This window comes from Microbacterium sp. P5_E9, assembly GCF_054049175.1.
Genome location: NZ_JBFUMV010000157.1, coordinates 1 through 523, shown reverse-complemented (window position 1 = coordinate 523; position 523 = coordinate 1). Strand labels below are relative to the sequence as shown.

The following is a 523-nucleotide window of genomic DNA, read 5'->3' as shown; positions in this document are numbered from 1 at the left end:
TTCCTGGCCCGCAGCCTGCTTGCGCCTGATGTCGCGCTGCCAGACTGCGCGGACAACGCCTTCCATGTACTGCACAAGGTTGTCGTATGCCTCGCGTGCCCGCTTGTAGGTTCGCGCGTTTCCGTCGTAGCGCGAAATGTCATAGACCGTGTTGAACTCGGCACTCGCTGCAGAGGTGACCACGGTTCGGGGAATCTCAGCGGGCAGCACCTTGTCACCGTACGTCTGGATGATCCACTTGCGAACCATCGTGCTGGCGTCGTCGTTGTCCACCCTCGATAGCAACACGTTGATGAAATCGAACGTCTTCTCGACACCAACGGCACCGATCAGGTTTTCCGCCAGGTCGGTGAAGAGGGTCCAAAACTGGGCGCCTGAAGCGAAGTCAAGAGCGTTCGGGGGCAGCGGCATGATGATCCCGTTGGCGGCATACAGAGCGTTCACGGTTCCATATGAAAGGGCAGGAGCCGTGTCGATGAGGATGACGTCGTAGTCTTGCCGCACCTCGTCGATGCCATAGTTC

Annotated in this window: 1 protein-coding gene; it reads right to left on the bottom strand. The window is 58.9% G+C overall.

What is annotated here, in order from left to right; all coding sequences use genetic code 11:
- Positions 1–523 (bottom strand): ParA family protein (locus ACXJ3V_RS20750; RefSeq protein ID WP_457102245.1); only part of this gene is annotated, 523 nt, incomplete at both ends.